Annotated in this window: 4 protein-coding genes and 4 pseudogenes; 3 read left to right on the top strand and 5 right to left on the bottom strand. The window is 41.8% G+C overall.

Going from position 1 to position 24,688, the window contains the following annotated elements:
* Positions 1-237: pseudogene (locus ACFQNF_RS02830) on the top strand (hypothetical protein); the annotation flags it as partial.
* Between the two features lie 56 nt (positions 238-293).
* Here ACFQNF_RS02830 and ACFQNF_RS02825 read toward each other — a convergent pair.
* The 5 genes and pseudogenes from ACFQNF_RS02825 to ACFQNF_RS02805 form a co-directional block, all read right to left on the bottom strand.
* Positions 294-434, bottom strand: a pseudogene (locus ACFQNF_RS02825) (IS6 family transposase); the annotation flags it as partial.
* A gap of 76 nt (positions 435-510) precedes the next feature.
* Complete coding sequence (locus ACFQNF_RS02820; protein ID WP_380185929.1) at positions 511-1,770, bottom strand: MFS transporter; 1,260 nt, start codon at positions 1,768-1,770, stop codon at positions 511-513.
* 72 nt (positions 1,771-1,842) lie between these two features.
* Positions 1,843-9,216, bottom strand: coding sequence for an amino acid adenylation domain-containing protein (locus ACFQNF_RS02815; RefSeq protein WP_380185927.1), 7,374 nt, complete (start codon positions 9,214-9,216; stop codon positions 1,843-1,845).
* A 56-nt stretch (positions 9,217-9,272) separates the two neighbouring features.
* Positions 9,273-11,138 carry an asparagine synthase (glutamine-hydrolyzing) gene (asnB, locus tag ACFQNF_RS02810; protein WP_380185925.1) on the bottom strand — a complete coding sequence of 622 codons (1,866 nt, stop codon included), beginning with the start codon at positions 11,136-11,138 and terminating at the stop codon, positions 9,273-9,275.
* Positions 11,139-11,147: 9 nt separating this feature from the next.
* Positions 11,148-22,304 (bottom strand): amino acid adenylation domain-containing protein, encoded by an 11,157-nt coding sequence (locus ACFQNF_RS02805; RefSeq protein WP_380185923.1) that lies wholly within the window; start codon positions 22,302-22,304, stop codon positions 11,148-11,150.
* Between the two features lie 611 nt (positions 22,305-22,915).
* On the opposite strand from ACFQNF_RS02805, the pseudogene ACFQNF_RS02800 reads away from it, so the two are divergent.
* A pseudogene (locus ACFQNF_RS02800) lies at positions 22,916-23,873 on the top strand (IS30 family transposase).
* Between the two features lie 332 nt (positions 23,874-24,205).
* A pseudogene (locus tag ACFQNF_RS02795) lies at positions 24,206-24,688 on the top strand (transposase); the annotation flags it as partial.

The raw sequence follows: 24,688 nt of genomic DNA, 5'->3' as shown, positions 1-24,688 counted from the left end.
AATCGCCATAATCTGGCTGTCGGAATAACGTGCTGCTTTCATGTAGAGCTCCTCAAAGACTGCGAGAAAATTCTACTTAAAAATGAGCTGGTTTTGTGGGGGGATTACCAGCAACTGATTAGCCCGAAATTGAGCCAGCGTGACTACAACGGCCAAGTCGGCGAGGCATTGGTAGGTGTGAAAGTGATGAACAAAGTCATAGGACTAGGTATGCCTATTCTCCAGAGTATCAATTAATACCGGAAACCCTGTTGGGAAAAGGCTTACCTAAGATTGATTTGAGCAACAACGCCGGTTGAGTGGTCAAAATTGATATTTCGCTCAGCGAACATCTCCTCAATTTCACAGTAACTGAGTTTGTAGGCCAGATAATAGCGAAGGGGCTGCATGATGATATCCGATGGATAATGTCGCCCAGAGAAGTTAAATGTCATGCAGTGGATACTCCAAATCAATATTCGAATATCATCAACACTTTAGTTTACTTCGTCAACTTTGCGACAGAACCGATTATAACGCTAGTACCTCTTTGAGCTTTTGCTGGATAAATTGCTGTATAGACAGTATCAGCACCGCAATTCCACAAGCGATAAAAATGTTCTCAATAGTAAAGTGATAAAAATCGACCAACCCTCCTGAAATAACCATACCTAAAGGTAAGGATAGGCGAGTAATAACGCGGTAAATACTCATTACTCGACCACGTTTATCATCTGGGGTGTTGGTTAATATGGCTGTTTCTATCATGGTATTGATTAGTCCAAAACAGCTGCCACAAGCAATGAATAATATTAAGGATAAATAAATATTTTTACTTACTCCGAGCGCAATAAGTAAGAAACCAAAAAATAGATAACTGTTACGGCCCAAAGCAGACCAGTCTTGTACTCTGGACTTAAAAAAAGGCAAAGATAGGTAGCCGATTAATCCTCCGCCACCAAAAGCTGCGATTAAATATCCATACCAATAGTCTGGAACGGATAAGATTTGTTCAACATAAAAAGGCAGTAGGATAACAAAAGGACCAATAAGAAAGTTGACCCCGCCAATGAGTAACAATAAAGATTTCAGAGATTTTTTTTCGCTGATATACATCAACCCTTGCTTCATGCCTGCGATGATTTTTTTTGAATCTGATAAAGTGTGTGTTGCTTTTACGGGCTTAGCTTCCTGCTGAGGAAGTTTTATTCGCGATTCACTCAAGGCGGAAAGATAAAATGACAGGCTATTAGCTATTAAGATAGAGATAATCCCAAATTGACTATAGAGTAATAATCCTATGCCCTGACCAATTAATACTGCGCCTTGAATAGTGGCATTTTTGATGGAATTGGCAAGAGGAAGCTGCTCTTTTGCAACCACATTGCTCAGTAATGCAGAGTAAGCAGGATCATATAAGCCTAAAACAGCACCTAACACTAGTTGCATCAAGAGTACTAATGTAATAAGCAAATAGAGCTGATCAGGAAAGAAATAGAAAGCTAGTGGCAATAAAATAGATGCTGTCCCGGCGAGTAAATCACTGGATATTATGATGGTCTTACGGCAATAAATATCGGCAAGGGCTCCTCCTAGCGGAGAAAAAATGGCGATAAAAAGAGAAAATAACATCGCTGATAGTCCCATAACTGAAGCCAAGCCTACCTGCTCTTTTAACCAAAAAATGAGTACTATTGATGTAATTTGGCTACCAAACTGACTGATGAACTGGCCCAACCACATATATTTAAAATTACGGCGAGCGTCCTTATCCGATAATGATATGTTCAATTGCGTGCTCCAACCCGACCATAGGTCGGGTTTTTGAAATTAAGAATAGGAGTGCTTAACGTGATGAGCTGACTAAATCAGCTCGAAAATAGCTTCAAATATCGATCCGCCAAATACCATAGCTGGGTGTTTGGTTTCACCATTAAGTAAAACAACCAGCTGAACATCATCATGAGCTAATATGGCAGCTTCGTGTCCAAGCATATCTCCTACGTGCCCTAGATGTCCCTCAATGTTGAAAATTCCCAAACCAGCCTGGATATGTTGATCCAAACTCACGTGCGCGGGTAAGTCTATAAAATCCAAGCGCTGCTTTTGCATCTCTTGACTCAAGAGTCGCCCATCGTTGATGGCTGCCTGCCAGGTGAGCAGATCTTCAACAGTAGAAATTAATCCTCCGGCCGCCCAAGTGAAGCTGGTGTCTTTATTGGGTAAAGGATTTAGCTGCTTGTCATGCCCTGATGCTAGGCTTTTCTGACATGCATTATTATCTGCAAAATGAGTGTTTTGTAAACCAAGTGGCGCAGTGATACGGTTAAAAAGCAGCTGTTCAAATTTTTCTCCGGTGACTTTTTCGATAATAAGCCCGAGTAAAATATAACCGCTGCTGGAATATCGCCATTGTGAATGAGTTTCAAGAAGAGGTGGGGTCACTGAAGTATTAAAATAGCGGAGCAGTTCTTCAGGTTCCCATATTTTTTCAGGTTGATTTAGACAAATGTCTTTAAACTCACCATTGTTAATATAATCCTCTAGCCCAGAGGTGTGGTTAAGTAATTGTCTGACAGTGATCTTTTTATCTATGCCTGAGTTGTTGATCAAGCTAGGACTTAAGATATCTCCGACTGCTTGGGTTAGTGAGATCTTCCCCTCATCAACCAACTGTAGGATAAGAGTAGCGACAAAAGTTTTTGATAAGCTACCGATCCTGAATTGATGATTTTTAGTTAACTTAGCTTGTGTTTGGGTATTGGAGATGCCCCGGCAGCAGATGACAGTTTCTCCGTTAGGAAAGCGCGCACCGAGTACTAATCCAGGTATTTCATATTGTGTAAGAATTTTGTCTATGCCAGTTTGTAGTTTTTGTTCAAACGCCTGGTCTACTTTAGGCATGTTTTTATCGTATTTTAGGTGAATATAATCTATCAACTCCTTGTTGATATGAGCAAGCCACTGCTGAGCTAGATCCGTCGCTAGGCGATTGTTGTTATAATGGAGTTCGATATGAAGTTGACCTCCTCTAATTGAACCAGAAATGTCCATAACATGTTGCAATGGCGGACGTAGAGCGGGTAAATCAAATTTAGCAACATCGACGATTCGGCTCCGCTGACTTTGTCGGTCAAAGGTACCGTAATAATTGAAACTGGCTTGTGGCATTATGTTGCTATACGTTTCAGTTATGCTCTTATTACTGGGTAGATAGTTGAGTACACCATAGCCTAAGCCTTTATTAGGGGCTTGTTGTAATATACTTTTTGTTTTGGCTATATCTAGTAATAAGGGGCAGGGCTTATTTTGTGCCAACACCAAAGGATAAATGCTGGTAAACCAACCCACTGTCCGACTGACATCTAGAGTGTCAAAACATTCCTCTCGGCCATGGTTTTCAATGATAACGGAATACTGGTTTGCACCAAATATATTAGCCATGGCCCTAGCGTGTAGGGTTAACAGTAGTTCGTGTACAGCTATGCCTTGGTGGATATTTTGTCTCAATAGTGCCTTGGTTTGTGATTGGCTCAGTACAAGGCTTATGTTGTCTGTATCAGTCTGCTCTTTGCTTGGTGCAAAGCGAAAGGCAGAGTTCAGGGCTTGATCTGTCTGGCACCATAATTCTCGTTCTTGCTGCAATGTTTCACTCTTGCTAAATTTATGAAGTTGTTGTGACCATTGCTGCAATGAACTGGTTTTACTGCCTAGGTCTACTTTTTTTCCGGCGAGTAGCTGTTGATAGGATTTTTCAATATCATCGAGTAAAATCCACCATGAAACAGTATCGACGATCAAGTGATGAGCAAGAAGAAATACATGGTCATCGCTAGTTTCTGCTTTGAAAATAATGCCTTGCAACAGTGGGGATTTATTGAGCCAGCTTTGGTTGGCTAGTGCGTTCATATGAATAGCCATTAATGTATGGTCAATTTTTTCCAGATGAATGCAATGAAAATCAATAGATATGTTTGGGGTTAATACTTCTTGCCGCCATTGCTTTGAGTCTATGTCATAAACAAATGATGAGCGTAAACTATCATGTTGCTTCATGACCTCTTGCATTGCTTGTTGCAGGGTTGCTTGGTGAATCTTATCAGTAAAGGATAAGAGTGCGTGTTGGAAAAATTTGTTCTTATCCCCTTGATAATGATTAAAAAACCACTGTTGTATAGGGGTTAGTGGTACTTGCCCTTGAACTTGGATATTGTCTTCTTGCAATGCATAAGTGACGTGTTGACTTAGCTGCTCTATGGTTGGATATTGCAAGATATGGTTAGCTTTTATCTTTAACCCCAATTTCTTTAATTCAGCAACGGTTTGAATCGCTTTTATCGAATCGCCGCCAAGTTCAATGAAGCTTTGTGTTTGATTAATGTGGTTTATATTAAGGATTCTTTTCCAGATACTCGCTATGCTAGCTTCAATGTCCTTGCTATTTGGTAGACTAATTATGCCTCCTTTTTGTTGTTCTGACAGTTTACGTAAGGCGCTGCTGTCCACTTTATTATTGGGAGTCATGGGAAACGTGCGTAAGGCCGTAAAAGTGGAAGGAATCATGTACTTGGGGAGTGTGCTTGATAGTGCTTGGCGGATAATACTTTCATCATCAGCAACCCCAATATAATAAGCACTCAGGTATTGTTGGCTGGCCTTACCATTGACCAAAACTCGGGCATCTGCGATCTGCTCAAGCTGTAGTAATTGATGTTCAATTTCCATGGGTTCTATTCGGTAACCGCGAATTTTAACTTGGTCATCCTTCCTTCCGAGAAATTCAATATTACCGTCGGCGAGCCTACGGGCAAGATCGCCGGTTTTATACATAGGTAATTCAGGCATATGTGGGTTTTGGGTAAAATATTGCTTGGTTAATCCCGTCTGATTGAGATAACCATGAGAGACACCTAACCCTGAAATGTACAATTCACCGGAAATACCCGCAGGTAATTGCTGCAGGTGAGGATCCAATACATCTAAGCGGAGGTTACTGATTGCTTTACCAATAGGGATCGGTTTGTTATTTTGCTTTAAGTCTGCCCAAGCAGAGGCTGACACTTCAAAAACACTGGCACAGACGGTGGTTTCAGTCGGGCCATAAGCATTAATATACCTGACCTTATCCAACCATTTTTCTACCAGAGTGTGATCAGTCGTCGATCCGGCAGTCAATAATGTTTTCAGACTATTCAGGTGCTCAGGGGTCAGTTGTCGGACATAAGTGGGGGGGAGTACAGTTACTGTGACTTGCTGTTGATTCAAATAGTCTTCAAAATCATGAGTATCTAATATTATCTCCTCGGTGATGAGCACCAAAGTACTGCCGCTTAATAACGTAATAAATATTTCAAAAATTGAAGCATCGAATGAACAATTGGCAAACTGTAAAAAGCGATCATTCGCGGTGAGGTTAAGATAAACTTTAAAATGCTGTGCAAGATTCACGACCCCTAGGTGATGCCCTAACGTACCCTTAGGTTTCCCCGTCGAACCAGAAGTATAGATAATATAGGCTAAGTCATTAGTGGCGGGAATTAGCGGGAGGTTGTTACTATCAAAATTGATAATCTGGGGAGCATCGGCGTTTATCCAACAAATATCCTTAAAAATGTGACTTAAATTGTCATCTTCCTTGTTAGTGTTGCTCAACACAAAACTAATACCGCTATCAGCAATAATGTATTCCTTTCGTGCTTGGGGATAACTTATTTCTAGTGGTAAATAAATGGCCCCTAATTTTAAAATAGCTAATGCACTGGTGATCATTAAGGGAGACCTTGGCATATGACAGCCAATGACATCACCTGGTTTGACGCCTAATGTTTGCATATATCTAGCAAGCTGGTTAGCTTGACGGTTAAGGCTTTCATAACTTATTTTTTGTTCGAAAAAAGACAGTGCAATAGTGCTTGGGGCTATTTTTGCTTGATTTTCAAAACAACCGACGATATTAGGCTCATTGATCGGGCTATCATTTGGACGCAAATCATCAATGAGTTGCAGTTGCTCAGCAGCGGTTAATAGTGAAATATTAGCCAGTTTGATATCTGGCTGTGCTAAAACCATCCTGACAATAGTGGTAAAGTGCTGGCCTAAGCGAGAGACAGTTGCTGACGTAAATAGGTCTTCGTCATAAATAATATTACAGTGTAAAAGACCCTCTGATTCTATCCATTTAAAGGTTAAATCATACCAGGGCGTATGTTGTAGAGTTGGCAGTTCGGACAAGATGAGTTGTTTATTTTTTTGCTTAATTTGTTCAAAATTTTGTAGCATGAATATAGTATCGAATAGTGGGGCTCGGCTCATATCCCTTGGAAGATCCAAAGCGTTAACTAAATCTTCTAGTCCATAGGATTGATGGTCGAGTGCATCATTGATATTGTTTGTAGTCTGTCTTAAAAATTCATTAAAGCTCAGTTTGTCATCACATTGACTCCTCAAAGGTAATGTATTGACAAACATACCCATTAACGGATTCAAATCCGGATGATCTCGCCCAGCAGTGGGGAAGCCGACGACAATATCTTGCTCATTGGTATATTTAGCTAGTAGAACTTGATATATCGACATTAACAGTGAGAATAAACTGCTATTTTGATTAATACTCAATCGCTTAAGTTGCTTGGTCATGCCGCTGTCGATAGTGAAGTCTAATTGAGCACCACGAAAATGTTTTTGCTGTGGGCGGGGGAAATCAGTCGGCAGTTCCAGTATCGGAGTGGAATGTGCAAATAGGTTTAACCAATAGTTTTTTTGAGCTATTTGTTTTTCCTGTTGTTGCTCCAATGTTTGCCAGTGACAAAAATCCTGGTATTGGATCGCCAGAGGTGCAGGCTTATATTCTCCTCCAGTTGCTAGTATTTGATAGGCTGACATGAGTTCCTGACCAAAGAGTCCCATAGACCAAGCATCAAAAATCAGATGGTGGAAGCAAAAATAGAAATAATGATTTTGCTTATCTAGCATAAAGAGCTTTAAGCGAAATAATGGCGCTTCAGCCAAGTTAAAAGCCTGCTGACTGTCGCTGAGCATTATTGTTCTAGCCTGCTTTGCTGCGTCGGGACAAGTAGATAAGTCAATAATGTCGAGTGGGTAATGAAAATCTCCCTTAATGCGCTGTCTAGGGATGCCATTTTCTTCTTCATCAATGACGACACGTAAATTATCGTGGCGACTGATTAAAGCATCAATGGCTTGATTAAATGCCTGGCGATTTAAATCACCTGTTAATTGGCAGGCACCGGGAATCGTAAAATGCCCAGGCTGATCCGCTAGTGTCTCACTGAGCCAGAGACTTTGTTGCTGCCTGCTCAGGGGGTAATAGTGTTGTTTGGGCGCCAATGTGATGGCTTGATAATCTACACTGGTTAATACTGGAAGCTTATCAATATGATCGGCAAGCGCTGAAATTGTGTCATGCTGGTAAAAATCCTGAATAGAGATCTCGATATTTAGTTGACGATACATTTCACCCAGTACTTTCATGACAGTTAATGAAGTGCCCCCTAAATCAAAGAAATGATGAGACTTACTGAGGTTAGCCGCCCCAAGGCTGGTGCGCCAAATCTCACTGAGTATTAACTCGGTAGGGCTTAGGTCTTGTTCTTCTTTAATGTTAAAGTCATTGAAATACGTTGCTGGATTGGGTAGTGCTTTTTTATCGACTTTGCCGTTGAGCATTAAAGGGAAGCTGTTTAATTTTATCATCATGTTAGGAATGAGATTGGCACTGAGTTTGTCAGCGAGTAAGCTTTTGATCTCAGTGATAGAAATATCTTGATGGCAAGTGTAGTAGCATACTAGTTTGCTAGATTGATCTTCATCTTTGTAGAGATTAATAAAACACTGATCGATTTCGGGTAAGTTATGGATGTGACCTTCAATGTCATTAAGCTCAACACGTATCCCGTTGAGTTTAACCTGGCGATCGAGGCGGCCGAGGACTTCGACGCTGTGGTTTTCTAGGTATCTGCCTAAATCACCCGTTTTATAAATAATATCTTCATTATCTGGGTTGAGTGGATTTTGAATAAAGCTTAAATCTGTCAATGGTTGATCATTAAGGTAACCTTTGCTGCGAAAAGGGGTTTTAATATAAATCTCACCGATATCACCTACTCTACATAAGGTATTATTGGCGATGATCAACACTGCTGTATTAGCAATAGGGTTCCCGATGGGGATCATTTGGTTTGCTTGTTCAACTGGGCCTTTAAGGCGATAGAACAATTTAGCTAAGGTCGTTTCGGAAGGACCATAAAGATTGACTAATTCGATATCGTTGCCAACCAATGTTATCCAGCGGTTAACATCTCGACCAAATAGAGGCTCGCCTGCTAGCAATATATGCTTTAAATGGTTTAATTTTTGTTTATTGTATTCCTGAGTATTGTTATCAGCTTCAAGCTCTGTCATTAACAAGCGAAAAATAGAAGGAACGCAATGGATTAAATTGATATGGCTATTACTAATCCACAGCAACAGGCGTCTGGCATCAAATTGCACTTCAGGCTCAGGAATGCAGCAAACCCCACCGCTTAGCAGTGGCACAAAAATATCTCGTAAGCTGACATCAAACGTAATGGGAGCTAGTTGAGCAATCCGTAGGTGGCTCGATAACGCAAACTCTTTCATTTCCCAATGAATAAAGTGACTGAGGCTTTTATGGCAACCGACGATGGCCTTGGGATCTCCTGTGGTACCAGAGGTAAACATAATATAGTTACTGTCCTCAGGGGTCGCAGACATTCGTGGATCAGTATCTGGGTATGGTTTGTGTAGTAATGCGCCTGAGTCTAGGTGAGTCAATTCAAGTTCACCGGTATTACCGTAGTTAAATATCTTGATAGTTATGTGTTGCAAATCTAGTGCGGCGAGTGTTTTCTTCAGCGAAAGCGCCAACTCCTTAGTGGTCATTATTAGGCTAGGTTGTGCCTTGCGTAAAATATCACCAAGGCGTGCATCAGGCTGCTCTTGGGATAAGGGTAAAAAGGCTTGATCGCTTTTGAGAACAGCTAATACCCCTAAAATGTATTCAATACTTTTGGGTAAGAACAAGCCAACGGGTTTGCCTATTTGATGGGTAGTATCACTAATGTGATAAGCTAGATTATTGGCATAAGTGTTGAGTTGTTGATAACTTATCTGGCGCTGACTTTCAGCAATGGCGGTTTCATTTGGAAATAAACTTGCCGTTTCAGCGAATTTTTTGTGAACAAAATACTTAGTCATGATTACCTACCTGAAATAAAAATATGATGGACTGAAAATATTGGCCACTACACTGCTTATGACTCAACAAACTCGCGAAGTAAGATACCTGTGGTAATAACCACCATTAAAAAGTCAGTTTCGAAAGTTTGATTGATGTCATGCCCCCCCCTGATGGCACTATTAGTCAGTCTTTCTACGGTATCGGGATTAAAAATCCCTTGGCGAGTAATGGTGGCTCTACTGAGCATGTCCATAATCCATTCGGGTTTATTTTGCAGAAGAAAAGGGCTACCAGGGGCCACAAAAGAAAATTTCTTGCGTCGTATAATGGATTCTGGCACCGTTTTGGTTGCGAGTTGTTTGAGCAGGTATTTTTCATTGCCGTTTTTTAGCATCAACTCTGGTGGTATCGTGCGTACAAAATTAATTAAATCAATATCAAGAAATGGATATCTGGCTTCCACCGAATTAGCAAATGTGACTCTGTCGCCATGATCGGCTAATAAGTGATCGGCGATACGTAGTTTAAAATCAACATAAGAGCGCTGATGAGTGGGATGACGATTGGCTATCCGTGCAGGGTTAATTATGGGCTGGGAAGTACAGTGTTGCCCAAGCAAAGCGGCGTTGGTATCAGCCGAATAAAGTGAGCTCTTGAGAGTATGAAACTCGTGATAGTCCTTTTCGTAGAAAAAGTGTTCATCTCCCCATAGCGTTTTTCTGGCTTGTTGTTCCAGCATAAACTCAAGGTCAAAGGATTCTTCTTGTCCGCGTGATTGCTGGGCCAGACGATAACCCACATATCCCGCAAACAGTTCGTCAGCACCTTCACCAGTTAATACAGCTTTTATTCCTTGTTGTTGAACCATCTGTGATAACGCTAGCGAGCAGGTATTATAGGACTCTTTTAAGGGGGATTCGGCTGCGATAACAGCCTGAGTCAAGCGTTGGTTAATTTGCTCATAATCAAAAATCTGTTCATGATGGTTTGAATGTATTTGGTTAACCACTTGTTGTTGATATTGGCGTTCGTCAATATCCGCACGGCCAAAACCAATGGCGAATGAGTTGAATACTTGCTGGGGGTCCATATCGTGGGCCAGTGTGGCGATAAGTGATGAGTCTAGGCCACCACTCAAATAAAAACCCACAGGAACATCAGCATGCAAACGTGTTTTTATTGCCTGACGTAGTAAATAATCCAGTTTTTCAACGTAATATGCATCTGTGTGAGGTTGGATATTAGGGTTATGCTCAGGGTAATCAAGATCCCAATATTGCTCAATCTGCATACCTTGCTTATCTACTGTCATGACATGACCGGGCGGCAAGCATTTAACGTCATTAAAAATGGTTCTTGGGCTAACCATACCTGGAAAGGTGACAATTTGATCTAGGCTGATTAAATCAATGCTACGACTGACGTCAACACTGTTTAAAAGGGTTTTTATTTCAGAACCAAATAACAATGTATTATCTTTATAATGATAATAAAGTGGAGCAATACCAACATGATCTCTGGCTAGGATAAGTTTTTGCTGCTTAACGTCGTGTAAAGCAATAGCAAACTGGCCGTTAAGTCTGTTAAGAAAATTGATGCCATATTCTTCATATAAGTGCGGTATCACCTCGCAATCCATTTGCGAGCGAAAGCGATGCCCGCGTTTAATTAAATCATTTCTAAGTTCCTGATAATTAAAAATCTCACCATTGACGACACAAGCAATACTTTCATCCTCGTTAAAAATAGGTTGGTTACCCAGCTTCAAATCAAGAAAAGACAAACGTCTGAAACCAAAGCAGGCTTGCTCGCTGGCATACAACCCCAGATCGTCAGGTCCTCTATGAACAATGCTTTGAGTCATTCTTTTTAATAGTTCAATATCAGCATGTTGGCCGGCTTGAACATCTTGCATAAAAACCCCTGTAATCCCGCACATATTTCTTCCTTAAAATTCTTCGTCTATGGCGAGAGCGGCATCTAAAAATTCAGCTTGGGCTTGTTGTTCTCTTGTACTGAGCAAGCTTTGTTTTAATTCTCTGATTGTGCGCTGAGGCTGTTCCAATATTTGTGAAATTAACTGGATCAACTGATCCTTCATGGTCGTGATGCCGGCTTCATCTAGCAGCTGATTGTTATATTCGATCACCAGTTCGAGGGCGTCACCCTTGACCAGCATAATATTCAGATCTGCTCGGCTGGTGGTGGCCGTTTCGAGGATCTTGTTAAAGCGCAATCCATCTAATTGGTAATGTGAGTAACTTTCATATTCCATCACATTTAGGATGATGCGATAAAAATCGCCAATCGTTCCTTCTATTAGATCAAGCTCTTCTAGTACTTGCTCAACGGGATAGAGCTGGTGTTGCATTATGTTGTGCAATTGAGTCTTTGTGGTATTAAGCAAGTCAGCGAAACTGAGCTCGGGGGTTAGCGCTTGTCTCAATAAAAAGGTGTTTAAGTAAAATCCGACTTGTGACTGTAACTGTGGCAATTGGCGATCTGCGATGGGTGTGGCGTAAATAATCTCATCAGTGGCACAATAATGACTGAGTAGTACACTGGTTGCCGAAGCAAAGAAGGTGTAGAGACTGATACTATTATGTCGGCAGTAGTCTTGCATTGCACTGGCTAGAGCTTCATCTAGGATGCTCCGGTACCAATGTCCGCTATACCGTTCAGTGTTGCTGGCATTAGGTAATAACATGGGGTGATTGACCCCTGCCAGTTGTGTTTGCCAGAAGGCTTTATCGTTCAGTGCTTGAGCTGTGTTAAGCACCTTGTTGTGCCAAGCTGCATAATCTTTATATTGAATGACTAAAGGCTGAAGAGTCGGTGCTTGCTGCCGACGATAGCAAGTATAGAGTTCGGATAATTCTTTTAAAATAATGCTGTTTGACCAGCCATCACAAATAATATGATGGGCATTAAACATTAATACTTGGGCTGGTTTTTCAGTGCTTAGTTTAACTACAGTGATCTGAAATAGAGCATCAGTTTCTAAGTTAAAATGATGTTGTGCTAACTCCAAATACAGTTGGTTAAGTGCAGGGGAGTTAATGGTGATTGCTGCGGGTTCGAGCAAGGTTAATGGCAGTTCGATAGCTGAATGTATGTGTTGTTTAGGTTCACCTTGGGTAAAAATAAAATTAGTACGTAACGATTCATGTCGACAGATCAACTGAGAAAAGGCTTGTTTGAAGGATGGGATGCAGAGTTCACCTTCAAGTAAAAATGCGGCATGGACATTATAGGCAACACTTTGTTCTTTGACCTGAGAGACTAACCACAACCTTTTTTGTGCACTCGATAAGGCATAGAACGCTTGCGGCTTTATGGGTGAAATCTCAATCAATGATTGCTCATTGGTCGTCAGCCATAAATCGAGGGCGGCGATATTTGGGTGTGCAAATATTTCATTGATGGATACTGGAGTTGAAAACTTCTGTGATAGCGCAGCACTAATGAGCATGGCTTTGAGGCTATGCCCCCCGAGCGCAAAGAAGTCATCGGTTAAGCCCATCGATGGTATTTGTAAATGTTGTTGCCAAACATCAAAAATGACTTGCTGAGATGCGGATAATTTATCTGTTGTAGTCGTGATGCTGATGGGTGTTTTCTCGTGGCTGTTAAGCAGTTTGTTTATGTCGAGTTTACCGTTGGCATTCGTTGGAAAATGCACGACTTCAAGATAATGGCTGGGACATGTATAGGCGGGTAAATGCTCGGACATGAACTTTCTGAGATCTGTCACTGTCACAGGTTCACTGCTTTGGTAGTAGGCAACTAATTCATTACCACTCTTATTTTGTTTGTTGATCACTGCCGCGCGTTGTACTTTGGGGTGTTGCTCAAGTACATTGATGACCTCTCCAAGCTCTACCCTGTATCCCCTGATTTTTACCTGATCATCAAAGCGGCCATGAATGTGTACCTCATGATTAATAATAACGCCGCAATCTCCTGTTTTATAGACACGTTTGTCTGGTGAGAGGGGCAGAGTGATAAATTTAGCTTGCTCAAGAACATCATGGTTTAAGTAACCCTGAGCTAGGCAATCTCCTTCAATACAAATTTCACCTTGTTCACCATCGGCTACCACAGTATTGTTGTGATCGAGTATATAAACCTTACAGTTAGCTATGGGCTGACCAATACTCATGTTGTGACGGTATTGCTCAAACGTTGCGGCATTAAACTCACGTGTGATGCAACCGATAGTGGCTTCTGTCGGACCATAATGATTAACAAATACGGTTTCTTTGAAGCATTGCAAGTAATTGGCGACATCATCAGCTCTGAGCTTTTCACCGCCGAGTATCATTAATCGAAGTGTTAACCCTAGTGCGGGGGTGAAGTCATGGTGATTGACCAAGACTTGAAACAATGAAGGGGTCATTTTGATAAAAGTCAGGTGTTGCTGCGCAATATAATGCAGTACGAAGCGAATATCCTGCCGAGCCCCCTTATCGAGTAGATGCAAAGAGGCGCCAGACAGTAAGCAACCCCACATAGAGGTATAGCCTAAGTCAAAAGCATATGAAGACAGTAAAACACTACTATCCATATGGTTTATAGCGTATTTTCCAGTAAGCCAGCGACAATAGTTCATCAGTGAGCTATGCCTTATTTTAACGCCCTTGGGTCGGCCAGTGGTACCTGAGGTATAAATAATATAGGCCAACGTATCAGCTGTTATTGCCGTTACAAGTGGCTGCTGACTGAATACGGCGTAATCTACTCGGTTTAGATCGCAGCGTGAATAAAAGTCTTGCTGATAGAGATGGGATTCAGTGAGTAGCACTTTAGCCGCGCTATCTTTAAGGATGTAATTAACCTTTTCCCTTGGAGCATCAGGATCAATGGGGATATAACAGCAACCGAGTTTTAATACCGCAATTAACGCTGAGATCAGAAAATCACCTGACTCAACTTGAACGGCAATGCGCTCTTTGGGGCAAATATTATATTGCTCTTTAAGCATATGGGCCAATTGGTTGCTTTTCTGGTCTAGCTGCTTATAGCTGATTGTCTTATCTTGATATTTTACCGCAACATGGTTGGGGTAAAGTTTTGCTACAGCATTGAAACGCTCAATTAAGTGAGCGCTTTCAGACCAATCAAGCTGCTGTTCAGCTTCGAGTTCAGCAGGAATATCTACGGGGATTGGCAGAATATGCTCAAGTTTTTGCTTGGGTGATTGTAATACGTTGTCCAGTAACAACAGGGTTAAGTCTCCCCAACTGGCAATGGTCGCTAAATTAAACAGATTTTGATTGTAATGAAAATTAATACTCAGTTGTTGTTGCTGTACGATAACCTCAAAGGAAAAGTCATAAACACTCCCTTTTTGAGCTAATGTTTGTGGGATAAATTCAAGCTCAGGGATGGCCAGCACTCGATCGTCTGCTTGTTCAAACACAAAACTGACATCAAATAATGGATTACGGCTTCTATCACGGCGCATGCCTGATTGTTCAAAGTGTTGTGCAACTAGCTGATCAAAAGGATATTCTTGATGGGCATACACTCCTAGACAATTTTCTTTGACACTGTGTACTAAACCTTCAAAGGTATGGTGGTTGTCGAGGTGATGTTTGTACACCACGGTATTGGTCAGCATACCCACTATGTGATTAAAGCCTTTGGGTTGACGCAATGCTACCGGAGCACCAATGATAGTTTCATTATTGCCCGTAAGTCTGCTGAGCAGTAGGTGGCAACCGCTCAGCAGTAACATATATAGAGACACATTTAATTGTTTAGCCAGCGCGGTTAATTGCGCCGTTTTTGCTGGTGATAAAGAAAATGAGTGGGTATGACCGTTGAAGGTTTGCTGTGTGGGTCGTTGATGATCCAGTGGTAACTGTGTGGTCTGTTGATAATTGGCAAAGTTATTTTGCCAATACTGTCGGTCTAACTGGAATTTAGTTGAGGTCAAATAGTCCGTTTCCCAGTTGACAAAATCTTCAAACTGACTTGGAGTCGCTAGCGTCGTATCGCCATTGTTGCTGTAAGCACTGATAAACTCTTGAAACAGAATGTTTGCGGAATAACCATCGGCTGCAATATGGTGGATATCCAGCATAAAGACATGTTCATTGGGCGCTAGGTTGACTAATTTAGCCCTTAGCATGGCGTCATTTTTTAGATCAAAAGGCCTGAAAAAATTGGCACTAGACTGGGCTAAGGTTTCTGCTGTTGCCTGTTCAAGGCGGGGAGGGAGCTCAGGGTGAACCACGCGGATAAACTCACCCTCTAACAGCTCAAAGGTTGTCCTAAGACTCTGATGACGCTGAGATAATAATGTTAACGCCTGTTGTGCCCTGTTAGCATCAATGGGGCCATTAATTTTTGCAATATACGATAGGTGATAAGCTTGCTCTGCTCCTTTAAGGCTATTGAGTGTAAACAGACGTTTTTGTGCAGAGCTCATTAAAGAGTGCTGCTGACTGGATTTACGCAGCGACTCCTTCGGGGGTAAGGGCGAAGTTGTGGTGGTAAAGGTAAATCCACCCTGTCTAAGTTCGTTAATACTATCGATGACGGCAGTGATAATATTGTCGATATCTACTCGAGTGTGGCAAGTGGACATAAAACAGATCCGACGCTCCCAAGTGTAAATGCCTTTGGTCATCATCAGGTAAAAGAATAGATCCATTTCAATGGGTTGCAACGCCAGTGCATAGCGCCCAAAAGATTCAAAGCGGAATATGGGGCCACAGCACTTGACTTCAATTGGCACTTGGTTTGCAGCAAAATAATCATTAAGTCGAGTCACCAGTGACAATGTAAGGGCATTAGTTTGCTGGTATAAAAGCGCTCCCTTAGCTTTTATTTCTAATAGTACTGATTTTGCAGCTGCCAATGCCATTGGATGATTTGCAAAAGTTCCTGCGATAAAAGTCGCGGTAGTTTGAGGAATTGAATCGTCCTGATACTGCCAGAGCCCCCCATCGATCACATCCATAAAACGTCGTTTTCCGGCGACAATACCTATGGGTAAGCCGCCGCCAATGATTTTTCCGTAGGTGACTAAGTCGGCTTGAATATCAAAAAATGCCTGGGCGCCACCGGATTGAAGTCTAAACCCAGTAATTATCTCATCGAAAATAAGCACGGTATCCGATGCTGTAGTTAGGGCTCTGAGCTGTGCTAGAAACGTCTTGGGTTGCAGCGCTGGATTGCGACTCTGTACCGGCTCGACCAAAACGGCAGCGAGTTCGGTTCCCAACTGCTCAATGATTTCCAGTGCTTTGGGATCCCCATAAGTGAGAACTATCGTATCCTGCACTGAGCCCAGAGTTATTCCTGGGGTGGTTGGATAGCTGCCTTGTTCATCATTTTCTGCCAGAATGGCATCATAAATACCGTGATAGGAACCAGAAAATTTGACTATCTTAGTCCGACCAGTCTGGGTTCTGGCGATACGCAGTGCTAGCATTACAGCTTCTGACCCAGTGTTACAATAGGATACGCGGTCAACACCGGTTATTTCTTTGAGCAGCTGGGTGACTTCGCCTAATAATGATGAATGCGGGCTCAATACAAAGCCTTTGTCCATTTGCTGTTTGACCGCATCGATAACAAATTGTGGTTTGTGACCAAAGAAATGGACACCATAACCGATGGCCAAATCAATATACTTGTTATTATCAATATCCCATAAATAGGCTCCCTTGGCTTCATTTGACACAAGGGGATAAAGAATTTCTTTGAGTGTTTTACGAAAATTAAGACTTGTCAGATAATGAGCAAAATCACCTTTGTGAGTCTGACTAAAGGCCTTGGACTTTGCGGTTTTGATGCAATATGCGCTAATTAACTGGTTAACGAAGGCTTGCTGTGTATCTGAGAGGTTATCCTCACTAAATTTAGTTAACCTGAAATTGGTTTCAGGATAAGCCGTCCTTGGTGACGGCGGTATTGCTTTGGATGGCTCTGAATTTGTAATGTTATCCTTGCCGAGATAATTCAGTTGCGCTTGGCATATCGCCTGTACGGTTTGAAGCTGCTGGCCCAATAAATTCGCAATGTCATCATTTGAGGTGACTGGATTCGATAATGAGACTTGCTGTGGTTCATCTGGTTGCGGTTGTTGATTGTTAAATGGTTCTGGTTGCAGGGTGATCCGTTCAGACAAATAGTGGTGCAGCTTTTCTCCACTGCTGCATTGGTCATAAAAATAGGCCAAAGGAATGTCAATGCTAAACTCTTCAAAAACCTCATTTTTTAATCTGGCTAGCATGAGGGAGTCTAGTCCTAAATTGAGAAAGTTCAGATGTTGTTTTTGCTGGTCGAGTTTGATGCCTGAAATACCTTCAATCAATCGAGCTAGAGAATTTATGATCCCCACAGAAGGTAATGATATCGGTTTCAGAGGTTGGGTATTTTCCCGTGACGTTGTAGGTTGCGTCGAGGTGCTCTCTAGGGCATCAGCATGTATCGGGAACGTTGTTTTCTCAAATCCATAATAGGGAAGATCAATAATTTTGCCTAATGGATGAGACTCCATGGCCTTCCAGTTCACAGGATAATGATGGACATATAAATCAGCTAAAGTCTGATAAAAAGTATCCAGTGATGGCTTAAGCGCTCCCCGTTGGCTGGCAAGATTAAGCAAGTCTGAGTGTGATTTTAAGGTTTTCGCGGCGAAAGCAGATAGCGTTGCAGTGCCTCCTATTTCGACAAAAGCATGACAGCCATGTTTGGATAGGGTGTCGAGTCCGGCACTAAAAGTGATGGTATCGCAAATATGAGTGAGCCAATAATCTTTATGAGTGATTTCACTGTGTTTACCCGGAGTCGTCAGAAAGCCAGTCAAATCACTGACGATCGGTAATTTCGGAGGATGCAGTGTCACTTCATCGAGAATGTGACTAAAAGGCTCTAGTACGGATTGCATTAAGGGTGAATGGAAGGCGTGAGAGACCTTCAATTCTCGATAAGGAAGCCCCAAGTCTATCATTGCCTCAATGATAAGATTGATCTCTGCGATACTGCCACTCAAAGTTACATCAACAGGGCTATTAATTGCTGCAATCGCAACGCTATTACCTTGTTTTGTGACTAGGTCCTGAATAATCGAAATTGGCGCGGCAACAGCGACCATGGCGCCCTGGAGTTTGACCTTGCTCATTAATAGCGCCCGATTAGCGACTAAATGAACTGCGTCTGTGAGGGTTAATACCCCAGCAGCTAAGGCTGCGGTATATTGTCCTATGCTGTGTCCTAATACGAACTGGGGTTTAATGCCGAAATTTTCGAATAATTTTATCAGGGCATAACCTATAGAAAAAATGATAGGTTGTGCATATAAAGTATTATCAATTAATTCAGATCCGTCTTGATATAATACGTCTTCAATAGACTTATTGAGGTAAGGGGAAAATAACTGGGCACATTCAGCTAAGGCTATATTGAAAACCGAAAAATGTTGATGAAGCGCTTTCGCCATATTGAAGTATTGCGATCCCTGTCCTGTAAAAATAAAAGCGATATTTCCTGGGTTTTCTGTTGGCACAGAGTGGTAAGTGTCATGGATTAATTGCGCTAAAAGTGATGCTTTATCCCTACCTACTACCGCCAAGCGGTAGGGGTAATCTTGCTGGTTACGCTGGCTGACCGTCGTAATATCCTGAGCGCTATGCTGGCTATGGTTTAAAAAATCGATATATTGATTTTTACAATGATGTAAACTCGTTAGAGTTTTGGCTGTTAGTATCAATATTCCGGCTTTATCATCTTCAATATCAATCGCTTCAGATATAGGATTGTTTTGTAGAATAAGATGTGAGTTGGTACCCGACAGACCAAAAGAGCTGATACCACAAGTTATTTTTTGGGTATTGTCCAGAGTGTGGTGCTCACTTAATGGCTTAAGGGGGATTTTGTCCCAGGGCACCAGCCGATTATATTGGTTTAGATGTAAGTTTTTCGGAACAATGCCGTGCTCCATAGACAAGATAAGTTTAATTACTCCAGCGATACCCGCAACCGCTTCCAAGTGGCCAATATTGGATTTTATAGATCCTACGGGCAAGGGATTGTTAGCGGCACGCTGTTCAAAAATGTTGCTTAAGGCATTAAGCTCCTGAGGATCGCCGAGCTTAGTGCCAGTTCCATGGGCCTCAAGATAGTGAATATCATGAATACCCACCTTTGCTTGAGCCATGGCATCACAGATAACTTGCTGTTGTGCTAATCCATTAGGTACTGTCAGACCACTGCTTTTTCCGTCGTGATTGACTGAAGATCCAGCAATAATCGCGCGAATAGAATCGCCATCTCGCTGTGCATCCGATAGACGTTTAAGCACTAGCATTGCGCAACCTTCACCACGGCCGTAACCATTGGCACTGTCATCGAAAACTTTACATTTTCCATCATCAGAAAGTGCATTAACCCTACTAAGGCTAATATAACCTTGTGGCGTTAGTATTAAATTAACGCCACCAACCAGTGCCTGATCAGCTTTCCCTGTTAGTAAGCTGGTACAGGCAAGATCGACAGCCACTAAAGATGAGGAGCAAGCTGTATCTAAGGTAAGGCAGGGGCCCGTTAATCCATAATAATAAGAAATACGACCTGAAGCGATACTGGCGATGTTGCCGGTTAAGCTATGTTCTTTTAACGTTGAACTGCGATTTTGTTCGAAGGACTGATGAGCAAAATCACTGTTTGCCATAGCAATGTAAACTGCAGTTTTTGAACCATTAAGGCTTTCATTTCTAATACCAGCATTATCAATGGCATGCTGACTAACGGTGAGCAGTAAACGTTGCTGAGGGTCCATTACTTTGGCCTCAACGGGTGTGATACCGAAAAAACTGGCATCAAACTCATTAACCTGATCAAGAAAATAACCTTTTTGGGTTTTTATACTTCCAGGGGTATTTGCTTGATCATAATATGATTTATTGCACCAGCGGTCGCTGGGTATCTCTGAACAAAGGTCTTTACCTTCATAGAGATTATTATAAAAAGTTTCGTTTGATTGCTGACTTCCTGGGAATTGACCTGCAAAACCGATAATTGCAATGGCCTCTTTTTCTTGGCGGATTGATTTGGTATCTGGAAGTTGCAAGTTTTCGGGTGGCTTCGTTTGAGCTTTGACTTGTTCTAATAGAAAGTTTTCGAGTTGTGTGAAGGTTGGGTAATCGAAGAAGCTTGATACAGGTATCTCGATGGCTAATGTCTCTTGCAGTACGGCATGAAACTCAACCACTTTTAGCGAATTAACACCATGATCTGCTAATTTATCATGATAATTTGTTACCTGATAACCGAGTAATTTTGTTAGTGTTGTGTGTAAATAATAGTGGAGTGTTTCGTCACTCATTGGTGGCAATTGTGTATTTGACTGGGTTTGTTGCAGTTGTTTTATCTCATTAAGTATGGGCTGATAATCACCATTAATGAAATTTTGCTGAAGTTGGAAGCGCTGAACCTTGCCACTAGTGGTTTTTGGTATATCGTTAATGGGTACCAAGGCATGAATACTCAGGCCCATACTGGTTTGTAGATAACGTCTAAGCTTGTCGGCTACGTTTGTAAACTCATCAAGATTTTGTTTATAACGTATAAATATAACCAGTTGTTCTATATTGTTTTTATTTAAGCAAACGCTGCAGGCAACAATATTACGCAATTGTATTTCAGGTATGCGAGCACACATTTGTTCAATGTCATGGGCATAAATATTTTGGCCATTGATAATAATCAAATCTTTGGCGCGACCCGTGATGGTTAGCTGCTGGTTGTTGATAAAGCCTAAATCACCAGTGTTAAGCCAGCCATCTGGGTGTAGTACTCTGCGTGTTTCCTCCTGGTTATGAAAATAGCCGGAGGTAACATTTGCTCCTTTTATGTGGATTAACCCTATGTGGTTGTCAGGTATATCCTTGCCAGTAGCATCGGCAATTTTGATCGCGCATTCATCAATCGCAGTGCCTACCTCAATAAAGGTAATGGCATCAGGGTTATCAGGCATCACATGAACAATTTCTTGTTGAAAATTAAGCTTAGTGCGATCAAGGTAGTGCGCTTTTATTGGGGCGCCTGGTTTCGGGACCGAGACTGCAACACTGGCTTCTGCAAGCCCGTATACTGGATACATGCTGTTGTGAGCTAATCCATAAGGGGCCATAGTGGCAAGAAATTGCTCAGCTAAGGTGAGAGAAATAGGTTCGGCACCGTTAAGTATGATCCTGACCCTTGATAGATCCCAGTCCGGTTGACGCTTTTTCATTGACAGTAATAGTACGTTTAAACCGTAATTAGGAGTAAATAATATAGTGCCTTGATGCTGTGATGTTTTATCCAGCCATAATAAAGGTCTTCTGATAAATGTGCGGGTATCAATCAGCACTTGTTTGATGGCCAGTAAGGTCGCGGTTAAATGAACCGCAATCAGTCCCATGTCATGGGTTAATGGCATCCAGCTGATCATGACATCGTTGATTGTTGTCTCTGAACAGTTTGCAAGAGCTTTGATATTGGCTACCAAATTCTTGTGGGTTAATACCACACCTTTAGGTTGACCAGTAGAGCCTGAGGAGAATTGAATAAAAGCGGTATCATCGGGGTTGACATCGCAGATAAGGCTAGCAAGATTTTTATCGGAATTCGAAGGTAGCAAAGACAGATCAAGTGCTTTATCTCTTATTTTAGCAAAGTCGCTTTGTGAGCCTGTACGCTGAGAATATTTTTCAAGATTTTCCAATAATATGGGAGAGTCAAAACACAAGGTGGGATTATTAAGAAGTGCCCATACGGAAAACACTTTTTTTAAACTGTCATCTTTGGTGCCAACAGAAATTGGCACAGGGATTATCCCCCCCAGAATACACGCCCAAAAGGTTGTCGTAAAATGTTGAAGGCCTTCTAACTGGAAAACTAACTGATCCCCTTTTCGTAAACCTAGATGATTAAGGTGTGATAATAATTGCAATGACTGGCTATAGAGTTGTCGGTAATCAGAAGTGACTTCATCACTACTATTGTTGCAGTATATTAATTGCTGTTTGCTACTCTTATGGGCAAGCAGGGTATCGACTAAAGTCGTAATTTTATTAAGTGAGGCCTTACCGTTCTTGTTAGTCAAGATTAATATCCTATATTATTTAACTGAGCTGATAACTGATAACTGATAGATAAAGGGTCATGATTCACATAGATTACAATTTAAATATTTCAATTTTAATTTTTGATAATTTAGAGACCTAGAACCTCAGGGCTAGCGCATGAACGTTTTTCAACCTAAATGCGTGCAAATAACAATCATACCAAGTGCAGTCAATAACCAATTTCATGGTTGTAATATGAAGTATTGGACATACATGCCACCTTGTATAAAAAACACCCTCTCATGCGGTAGTCTTGCCTAGAGCCTTTATCATCTGGCCCTCAGTAGAATGAAAACCCACATCGTCATACATCAAATAGCGGTTGAATTCTGCAGAAACATGCTCTTCGAGCACATGTAACGCAACACCTTCGTATCCTATTATTAAATGCTGTATAAATACGTCCTCCCTCCGTATGAAACGCAGCTTAATATTAAGCAAAGAGTGACAATTATCTTGAAAAACACCGAACGTGCTGATGGTGAGATCTAATGCTTAGATCTCAAGGATAGCCGACACACTTTGGTATAGATAAGAGAGTCAGTTGCTTATAAGCTTCATGTTCTTACACAATCCACCAAGGTATCCAATGGGCAACCAGTATAGTAAACTGACAATAAAAGAAAGATACCAGATTTAAGCGTTTTGTAAACTAGGGTTTTCAGCAGGGAAAATGGCCACTGAGCTTGGACGCAGTAATAAAACGATTTCTCGAGAGTTAGCACTATGTCCTGACGATAAATATTGTGCCGAGATGTCTCATCAACAAGTCCATTTGAGACGTCGAGATGCGGCCAAATACCATAAATGTTCCGCTATCCTAAAAGAGGTTATCCGGCCTTTACTTGTACTTGGATTAAGCCCCGAGCAGATAGCTGGACGGATGAACATTGAAACTGTGTCTAACTATCTGTCTTGTAATACAATTTACACGCTTGTGAAAAGAGAGCAATGGCAGCACTTACTGGCGATAAAAGGTAAAGCTTACAAAAAACGTCAAGGCGTTGAAGCTGGGGCTAAGCTTATCCCTGGGCGGGTAGACATCAGCGAGCGGCCATCAAGTGTCGACGACAAAATAGAGCTAGGCCACTGGGAAGGCGATACGGTTTATGGGCAAGATGGTTATCTGGTGACATTAGTTGAGCGGGTGTCGAAATTACTGCTTACCTGCCTTGTTAAAAACAAGTCTAAAAAAGACGTGACAGCTGCCATTATTAGGCTTCTTAGGCCGTTTAAAGGACAGTGTAAGACGATAACCTTCGATAATGGCGGCGAGTTTGCAGGCCACAATAACGTTAAAAAAGCCCTTGGGTGTGACATCTATTTTGCTAAGCCTTACCACTCGTGGCAACGAGGATTGAATGAAAATACCAATGGGTTATTACGGCGATTTTTCCCTAAATGGAATGGCGATTGGTTCATTGGCAGACAAAGAGATAAAACAAGCTGAGTTTTTGATTAACATCCGCCCGAGAAAGGCATTAAACTACCGAAGTCCGTATGAGTTTTTGACGGGCAAGCGTGTGTCACTTATTGCTGAGATCTAGGATGTTCTAGTTCACTAAGAGAAACTCGTTTAGGATGAACATTCTGGCAAGGAAGGAATAAAGCCGAGATCGTTAGGTGTTGAGCCTGAGTCGATAAGTAAACGGAGGGAGAGCAAAGAGTGTAGGATGTCATAGCAATAGCTTTATTATTTAGCGGTATAGTAGTATATAAAATAGTCCACCCTATGATTTCTATTTGTGCTAGAAGCGTTTCATTTTATGCCCGAGAGCGGGCTTGACTTATTATAATTACGTAATAACGAGGGTAATCCCCCCACAAAACCAGCTCATTTTTAAGTAGAATTTTCTCGTAGTCTTTGAGGAGCTTCTACATGAAAGCAGCACGTTATTCTGACAGTCAGATTATTGCGATTTTAAAGCAGGCCGAAGCCGGTTCGACCGTTCCTGACCTGTGCCGCGAGCACGGCATGAGCGCCGCATCATTCTATAAGTGGCGCGCTAAGTTTGGCGGCATGGACGTTTCCATGATGACGCGCATGAAAGAGCTGGAAGATGAGAATAAGCGTCTTAAAAAGATGTATATCGAAGCCCAAATGCAGGCGGACATCATCAAGGAGGCCATGTCAGAAATTCTCTGAAACATCTCAGCGCCGCGAGATGGCTCACTGGGCCGTTGAAAGCAAGGCCGTTTCTATTCGCGTGGCTTGCGCCAGTTTTGCAATTAGCACGACTTGCTATTGCTATATTCGTAAGCTGGATGCCGAAAACGCCAAAATCGCCGATTCTCTAGTTCAGCTCACAGAGGAACACAAAAGCTGGGGCTTCGGCCTCTGCTTTTTACATCTGCGCAACGT

Source organism: Iodobacter arcticus, from assembly GCF_042664895.1.
GTDB lineage: Bacteria > Pseudomonadota > Gammaproteobacteria > Burkholderiales > Chitinibacteraceae > Iodobacter > Iodobacter arcticus.
The sequence above is the reverse complement of the archived record's forward strand: the minus strand, read 5'-3'. Positions and strand labels throughout refer to the sequence as shown.